The sequence below is a fragment of the Sandarakinorhabdus sp. genome (assembly GCF_041689835.1).
In the GTDB taxonomy this organism is placed as follows: Bacteria; Pseudomonadota; Alphaproteobacteria; order Sphingomonadales; family Sphingomonadaceae; genus Sandarakinorhabdus.
On record NZ_JBDNFM010000133.1, the window covers coordinates 1 to 7,509 of the forward strand.

7 protein-coding genes are annotated in these 7,509 nt (G+C 65.3%); 3 read left to right on the top strand and 4 right to left on the bottom strand.

All coding sequences use genetic code 11. The annotated features are described in order from the left end of the window. Nucleotides 1-188 precede the first annotated feature (188 nt). From guaB to ACESL8_RS07290, 3 genes are read left to right on the top strand one after another with little or no spacing between them, the layout of a single operon-like run. Nucleotides 189-1,682: an IMP dehydrogenase gene (gene guaB, locus ACESL8_RS07280; RefSeq protein WP_372917340.1), complete on the top strand. Its 1,494-nt coding sequence runs from the start codon at nt 189-191 to the stop codon at nt 1,680-1,682. A 7-nt stretch (nt 1,683-1,689) separates the two neighbouring features. After that, entirely contained in the window at nt 1,690-2,862 is a 1,173-nt protein-coding gene (locus tag ACESL8_RS07285; protein WP_372917342.1) for an RsmB/NOP family class I SAM-dependent RNA methyltransferase, read from the top strand. A 26-nt stretch (nt 2,863-2,888) separates the two neighbouring features. Beyond that, nucleotides 2,889-3,374 carry a tetratricopeptide repeat protein gene (locus ACESL8_RS07290; protein WP_372917344.1) on the top strand — a complete coding sequence of 162 codons (486 nt, stop codon included), beginning with the start codon at nt 2,889-2,891 and terminating at the stop codon, nt 3,372-3,374. A gap of 184 nt (nt 3,375-3,558) precedes the next feature. On the opposite strand, the gene rsmA is transcribed toward ACESL8_RS07290, so the two are convergent. The 4 genes from rsmA to lptD all read right to left on the bottom strand — a co-directional run. Beyond that, on the bottom strand, nt 3,559-4,395 hold the full coding sequence (gene rsmA, locus ACESL8_RS07295; protein WP_372917346.1) for a 16S rRNA (adenine(1518)-N(6)/adenine(1519)-N(6))-dimethyltransferase RsmA: 837 nt from the start codon (nt 4,393-4,395) through the stop codon (nt 3,559-3,561). Between the two features lie 4 nt (nt 4,396-4,399). Beyond that, entirely contained in the window at nt 4,400-5,398 is a 999-nt protein-coding gene (pdxA, locus tag ACESL8_RS07300) for a 4-hydroxythreonine-4-phosphate dehydrogenase PdxA (RefSeq protein WP_372917349.1), read from the bottom strand. Then, a complete protein-coding gene (locus tag ACESL8_RS07305; protein WP_372917351.1) occupies nt 5,398-6,756 on the bottom strand; it encodes a peptidylprolyl isomerase in 1,359 nt (452 codons plus the stop codon). Before ACESL8_RS07305 ends, pdxA begins: the two co-directional genes overlap by 1 nt. A 134-nt stretch (nt 6,757-6,890) precedes the next feature. After that, the coding region (gene lptD, locus ACESL8_RS07310; RefSeq protein WP_372917353.1) for an LPS assembly protein LptD at nt 6,891-7,509 on the bottom strand (619 nt) is incomplete at its 5' end.

Genomic DNA, 7,509 nt, shown 5'->3' on the forward strand with positions numbered 1-7,509 from the left:
GAAAGCCGGCACTCGCCAGCAAATGGCACAGTTTTACGGTGTGCTGGCCGGGGTTTGAATTGCGCGTCTGAACCGCGCTGCGACGATCAAGCCGAACGGAGCGCGCTGCCACACCGCAGCGCGCTCTTTTCATGTGCGCCCTTCACCCCTATGGAAGCCCACCGCCGCTGCCAGAGGAAACGCACGCCATGGAATCCCGCATCAAGGAACCCCGCCTGGGCCTGACCTTCGATGATGTGCTGCTGGTGCCGGCTGCATCGTCCGTGTTGCCCAGCATGGCCGATACTTCGACCCGGGTGACGCAAGGCATCAGCCTCAACATTCCGGTCCTGTCGGCGGCGATGGACACGGTGACCGAAGCCGACATGGCCATCACCATGGCGCAACTGGGCGGCATCGGCGTGCTGCACCGCAATCTGACCGTGGAAGAACAGGCGCTGGCCGTGCGGCAGGTGAAGCGCTTTGAAAGCGGCATGGTGGTCAACCCGGTCACGCTCACCCCGGATCAGACGCTGGGCGATGCCCGCGCCCAGATGGCCAGCCACCGCATTTCGGGCTTTCCGGTGGTGGAACGCGTTGGCGCTGGCGGCGCGCCCGGCAAGCTTGTCGGCATTGTCACCAACCGTGATCTGCGTTTTGCCGAAAATGATGCCCAGCCGATTGCCGAGCTGATGACCAAGGAAAATCTCGTCACGGTGCGCCCGGGGGTAACCGAAGCCGAAGCCCGCCGCCTGCTGCACAACCGCCGGATCGAAAAGCTGATCGTGGTGGATGATGACGGCCATTGCATCGGCCTGATCACCATGAAGGATATCGTGCGGGCGGTGAACCATCCCAACGCCACCATGGATGCCGCCGGCCGTTTGCGTGTTGCCGCTGCCACCACCGTGGGAGACACCGGCTTTGAACGCACGCTTGCCCTGCTCGATGCCGAGTGTGACCTGATCATCGTCGATACCGCCCACGGCCACAGCGACCGCGTGGCCGAAGCCGTGGCGCGCATCAAGAAATACAGCAATTCCGCTCAGGTGATTGCCGGCAACGTGGCCACCGCTGGTGCGGCCCTGGCCCTGATCGATGCCGGCGCCGATGGCATCAAGGTGGGCATCGGCCCCGGTTCGATCTGCACCACTCGTGTGGTTGCCGGCGTCGGCGTGCCGCAGCTCACCGCGGTGATGGACACGGCCGAAGCCGCCTGGAAACGCGGCATTCCGGTGATCGCCGATGGCGGCCTGCGCACCAGCGGCGATGTTGCCAAGGCGCTGGCCGCAGGCGCCAGCGGCGTGATGGTGGGCAGTCTGCTGGCTGGCACCGAAGAAGCGCCGGGTGAAACCTTCCTGTGGCAGGGCCGCACCTACAAATCGTATCGCGGCATGGGCAGCGTGGGCGCCATGGCGCGCGGCAGTGCCGATCGCTATTTTCAGCAGGACATCAAGGATCAGCTGAAACTGGTGCCCGAAGGCATTGAAGGTCAGGTGCCGTTCAAGGGCCCGGCTGCCAATGTGCTGCATCAACTGGTGGGCGGCGTGAAGGCGGCGATGGGCTATACGGGTTCGGCCACACTGGAACAGTTCCGCGAACGCGCCGAATTCATCCGCATCACCAATGCCGGCCTCAAGGAAAGCCACGTTCACGACGTGACGATTACGCGCGAAGCCCCCAATTATCCGACCGGCGGGTGATCGGCGGATGATACCTGCTGCACGCCTTCAGGCCGCCATCGAAATACTGGATCAGGTGATCACTGCCGCCCGCGATGGCGGAGCTGCGGCCGATACGATCATCCAACGCTATTTCACCACCCGCCGCTATGCCGGATCGAAGGATCGCCGTGCCGTGCGCGATCTGGTGTTTGCCGTGATCCGATCGCTGGGCGAACGCCCGGTTTCGGGGCGTGCGGCGGTCATCGGCCATGCCCGCGCTCAGGATCCGTCGTTGCTTGCGCTGTTCGGCGCTGCTGGCCACGCGCCGCCGGCGCTGGTGCACGGCGAACCGGCGGCAAGTTCCGGCCTGGCCCCGGCGTGGCTGCAACAGATGCTGGCCGAGCGGTTCGGGCCGGATGCGGATCGGCAATTGGCCGCGCTGCTGGGCCGGGCACCGCTGGATGTGCGGGTGAATGCCATGCGCGCCAGCCGTGATGCGGTGCTGGCCGATCATCCCGATTGGCAGCTGTTGGCGGCGACTGCGCACGGCGTCCGGCTGCCATCGGGCACCAATGTGGAAGATTTACCGGAATATCAGGCCGGCCAGATCGAGGTGCAGGATGCCGGCAGCCAGCTTGCGGCGGCTACGCTGGCCGCGCGGCCGGGCGAAACGGTGGTGGACCTGTGCGCCGGGGCTGGCGGCAAGACGCTGGCGCTGGCAGCCGACATGCGCGGGCCAGAGGATGATCGCGGCCGGCTGATTGCCTGCGATACCGACCGTGCGCGCCTATCCCAATTGCCGCCGCGCGCGGCACGGGCTGGCGCAACAGTGGAAACCCGCCTGCTCAATCCCGGCGGGGAGGCCGGCGCCCTGGCTGATCTGATGGGCAGCTGCGATGCCGTGCTGATCGATGCGCCCTGTTCGGGCAGCGGTACCTGGCGGCGCAACCCGGAAAGCCGCTGGCGGCTGACGCGTGAGCGGCTGGTGCGGCTGGCGGCGACGCAGGCCATGCTGATCGAGCTGGCGACGTTGCTGCTGCGGCCCGGCGGGCGGATCGTTTACATCGTGTGTTCGCTGCTGCCGGCCGAAGGGGAATCGCAGCTGGCCGACACGCAATTGGGCGGAACATTGGGCTTGGCCCCTTGGCAGAGCCGCATTCTGACACCAGCCGACGATGGGTGCGATGGCTTTTTCATCGCGCAGTCATCCCGGCTTTGATAAGGGAACGCGCAGGGAGACCATTGATGCGTTTCACGTTCCTGTTGCCGCTTGCCCTTATCGCCTCAGCAGCCATCGCTGCGCCGGGCCGTGACGATCAGTTGAAGCCGGTTTCGGTACAGATGGCCGCTGCCGGACAGGCCGCGCTGGCCGCTGGCAAGGCGCAGGACGCCATCGACAGTTTCGAAGCCGCACTGGCCAGCGATCCGCGCAATGTTGCGGCTTTTGCCGGCATCGCGGCGGCTTATGAGAAACTGGGCCTTCCTGGCAAGGCGGTGAAATATTACCGCGAGGCGCTGGCGCTCAATCCGTCGGATATTTCGGCGCTGGAAGGCCAGGGCCGGGCGCTGGTGGCACGCGGCGCGACGGCGCGGGCCCAGATCAACCTCGCCCGCATCAAGGCGCTGTGCAAGACTGAATGCAGCGCCGCCGCCCGGCTGGAAGGCGTGATCACCAAGGCCAGCCAGCAAGCAAGTGTTGCGCCCGCCAAGGACAAGCCCAAGCAGAATTGAGCTTGGGGGGCGTGCGGGACTAACTCGCCTTCACTCATCACGTCATGCTGGCGCAGGCCAGTATCCATCGCCGAGCAGGTGCTCAGCGTGGGGAGACTCGCGCCGACGGTACAGTGGATGCTGGCATGCGCCAGCGTGACGGAATGAGTTTGGTGGGCGCGTGCCGTGGCACCACGCGCCGCCGTTACCCCAGCCGCGCTGCCGCCTTGGCAAATGCCTCCACCGGCACCGTTTCGGCGCGGGCTTCGGGCTTGATGCCTTCGGCTTCCAGTGCTTCAAGCGCGCCGGGCAGGCCGCGCACGCTGGCGCGCAGCATCTTGCGGCGTTGGCCAAAAGCCGCAGCCGTAAGCGCTGCCAGCGTGGCGGGGCGGGCCGGAGCCATGGGCGTGCGCGGCACCAGATGCACCACGGCGGAATCCACCTTGGGCGCCGGCACAAAGGCACGGGCCGGCAAGGTGAGCGCGATTTTGGGCGTGGAACGCCACTGCGCCAGCACCGAAAGCCGGCCATAGGCGTTGCTGCCCGGCGCAGCGATGATGCGCTGGGCGACTTCTTTCTGGAACATCAGCGTGAGGCTGGCCCACCACGGCGGCCATTCGGGGCTGTCCAGCCAGCCGGTGAACAGCGCCGTGCCGATATTATAGGGCAGGTTGGCCACGATGTGCGCGCCGTCTCCGGCCAGTGCGCGGGGATCGACCGCCATCGCATCACCGCCCACCACCGTGAGCCGACCATCGGCTGCGGCTGCCAGTTCCGCCAGCGCGGGCAGGGCGCGGTCATCGCGTTCGACAGCAAAAACCTGCGCACCGGTTCGGAGCAGCGCGCGGGTGAGGCCGCCGGGGCCGGGGCCGACTTCGTACACGCGTGATCCCTCGCCAAGGCCGGGAATACGGGCGATCCGGTCGAGCAAATTGGTATCGGTAAGGAAATTCTGGCCAAGCGATTTCTTGGCGTTGAGACCGTGCGCAGCGATCACCTCGCGCAGCGGCGGCAGTTTGGCCAAAGTGCCTGCGTCACTCATCGCGTCAGCCCTGCGCGCGGCGGGCCGCGCACTCGCCGGCCATGCGGATGGCTGCAATCATCGCACTGGGGATGGCCGTGCCGGTGCCGGCGATATCGAAGGCGGTACCATGATCGGGGGAGGTGCGCACGATCGGCAAGCCCAGCGTGACGTTAACGCCGTCATCGAAATGCAGCGCCTTCAGCGGGATCAGCGCCTGATCGTGATACAGGCACAGGGCCACGTCGTACCTGGCGCGGGCGCGGGCGTGAAACATGGTGTCGGCTGGCAATGGCCCGGTCACATCGAGGCCCTCGCTGCGCAGGATTTCGATGGCGGGGCGGATGATTTCCACTTCCTCGCGGCCCAGCGTACCGTTTTCGCCGGCGTGCGGATTGAGCCCGGCAATGGCCAGGCGCGGGCGTTCGATGCCGAAATCCCGGATCAGCGCGCGGGCGGCGATGCGGGCGCGGTTGACGATCAGATCGCAGGTGACAAGGCGCGGCACATCAGCAAGCGGCACGTGCACGGTGAGCGGAATGGTGCGCAACGACGGCCCGGCCAGCAACATCACGGCGTTGCCCGCCGAAACGCCGCAGCGTTCCGCCACAAATTCGGTTTGCCCCGGATAGGTAAAGCCGATGGCAAACAATTGGGCTTTCGATACCGGGCCGGTGACGAGGCCTGAAGTCATGCCTTGGCGGGTGATGCCGGCGGCGAGTTCAAGGCTGTCGAGCGCGCAGCGGGCGCCAGCCAGATTGGGCTCGCCCGGGACGATCTCGCCCGGGTCATCAACCTGGATCAGCGGCAGCGCGGTATCGAAAGCGCCAGCTGCCGCCGCCGGATCGGACAGCACGGCGATCGGCCCCGCCCACACAGCACGGATCGAACGGGCATCGCCAATGGCCAGAAACGGCGGCAGCCCAGCCGCCACCCGCCGTTCCCAGGCACCGGCGATGATTTCCGGGCCGATGCCGGCGGGATCGCCGATGGAAACCGCCAATGGGGCGGGCACTGCCGCCATCAACGATAATCGACGATGGCGTCGCGGCGAAGATCGCGCAGGTAACGGCGAGCGCGCATGTTGACGCGCTCATCGTTCATCTGGGCATAGATTTCCTCGAAATTGGGCGCCTTGGACTGAACCTGGCTGTCATCCCGGCCACACAGCACCAGCACGCGCAGGCCTTCTTCGGCCGAACCAAAGGCCGGCGTGGCTTCGCCGATCGACATGCGGCCCAGGATAACCTGCAACGGCGCCGGCAGATCCTTCATGCGCACGGCATCGTTGTTGGCCACTTCGCCGCCGACTTTTTGCGCCAGCGCCTCGACGCCGCCGCAGCCGCCCATATTCTGGGTGATGCTGCCGATTTCCTGCACCTTGGCGCGGGCCTGTTCTTCGGTGGTGTTGGCTTTCAGCGGCACGGTCAACTGTTTCAGGCTCAGCATCGCCAGCAACGGATCGGCGGCCAGCACCTGACGCTTTTCAATCAGCGCCATGATGGCAATGCCGCCCGTCACCGGAATGGCATCGGTGATCTGGCCGGGGTTCAATCCGGCGACGGCCGGTGCCACCCCATCGTTCAACTGTTCGCCGCGCACCCAGCCCAGATCGCCGCCCAGGCCGGCGCTGGAAGCTTCGGAAAACTGGCGGGCATAAGCCACAAAGCTGGCGCCGCCGCGGATCTGGCCGACGATGCGCGAGGCATCTTCCATCACCGCATCAAGATTTTCGGGCGTTGCCGAAAGGAAAATCTCGCCAACGTGAAATTCGTCCTTGCCCTTGGCGGCGTTCAATTTGTCGATCACCTGCTGCACTTCATCATCGCCAACATTGACCAGCGGCTCCACCTTGCGGCGCAGCACCCGGCTCCAGGCCATTTCGGCGCGGATCTGGCCTTTCAGGCTGTTTACCGACGATCCGCCGTCGTGCAGATAGGTGATGAATTGGGCCGGCGTGCGCTTGAAATTCTGGGCAATGCGCTCGAACGATCGGGTCACTTCGGCTTCGGGAATGCGGATGTCGTTTTCCGAGGCTTCTTGCAGTTGCAGTTTTTCATCGATCAGGTTGCGGATGATCTGCAGGCGCAGCCGCTGCTTTTCAGCATCGTCCACCTTGCCGCCGTTGGCCGCCAGCACCAGCCCCAGCCGCTGATCGATGTCGGTATCGGTAATCACGTCACCGTTTACAATGGCCTGGGCCTTGCGCAGTGCCGGATCGACATCGCCCATGACCACCAGCTCGGGCAGATCGTTGGCCGAAAAACTGCGGTTTGCAGCCTGGGCGAGCAGGCTGGCGTTGCCCGTGGGCACCGCCATCGCCAGCGCAACCGGAACCAGCGCAACCAGGGCCAGCGGGCCGTTCAGCAATTTCACCTTCATCCACATGCTCCGAAGCGCCGCAGCGCACCCCCCGATGAAACGCCCTTAGCGCAAGGGCAGCGGCCGGGGAAAGCGCTTGTTTGGGCCATAAGTTGCCGCGATGCCGTTCCCCGCCTGAACGCCGGCTGAAATGATCATTGCCCCAGCGTCTTGAAGGCGATGCTGATCTGGAAATTGTTGCCGGGGCGGAAATCACGATCGCCGACATAATCGCGGCGCCAGCCGATGCCGAAGCGGAAACATTCATCTTCATATTGCAGGCCGACACGGTGGCGGATGCCGCGAAAACCATCGCCGTTCGAAAGCGGATTGTCGTTCCGCGTGGTCAGATCGACGATGGCATTGCCAAACAGCGCCCAGTACCGCGCGATGGCCAGCCGCCCGGCGATGCGCAGTTCCTGCCGGTCTTCCAGATCCTCCAGCGTGACGTTTCGGTTGAGCCGGATGTAGGCCAAAGACACAAATGAACGCCGCCCACCCACCGTCAGATCGATTTCGTTGCGGCGAACGGCAAAATTGTCCTTGTCCAACCGGAACCGGTGGGTAAGTTCAACCAGCCGGCCGTATTTGAGACTGGTTCGGCCCACCACGTCGGACACGCGGCCGCAAAAGCCGGTGCCATCGGCAAATTCGTTGCAATCGCCGCTCAACCGCAGCGATTGGCCGATTTCGGCACGCAGCTGCCAGCCTGGCCGATCCAGCGTATATTCTACGCCGTACGTCAGGCGGCTGCCGCTTTCGATGCGGTCCAGC

Bases quoted from the DNA above. Each gene is read 5' to 3' on its own strand.
- guaB (WP_372917340.1), top strand. From the start codon at position 189: ATGGAATCCCGCATCAAGGAACCCCGCCTGGGCCTGACCTTCGATGAT.
- ACESL8_RS07285 (WP_372917342.1), top strand. From the start codon at position 1,690: ATGATACCTGCTGCACGCCTTCAGGCCGCCATCGAAATACTGGATCAG.
- ACESL8_RS07290 (WP_372917344.1), top strand. From the start codon at position 2,889: ATGCGTTTCACGTTCCTGTTGCCGCTTGCCCTTATCGCCTCAGCAGCC.
- rsmA (WP_372917346.1), bottom strand. From the start codon at position 4,395: ATGAGTGACGCAGGCACTTTGGCCAAACTGCCGCCGCTGCGCGAGGTG.
- pdxA (WP_372917349.1), bottom strand. From the start codon at position 5,398: ATGGCGGCAGTGCCCGCCCCATTGGCGGTTTCCATCGGCGATCCCGCC.
- ACESL8_RS07305 (WP_372917351.1), bottom strand. From the start codon at position 6,756: ATGAAGGTGAAATTGCTGAACGGCCCGCTGGCCCTGGTTGCGCTGGTT.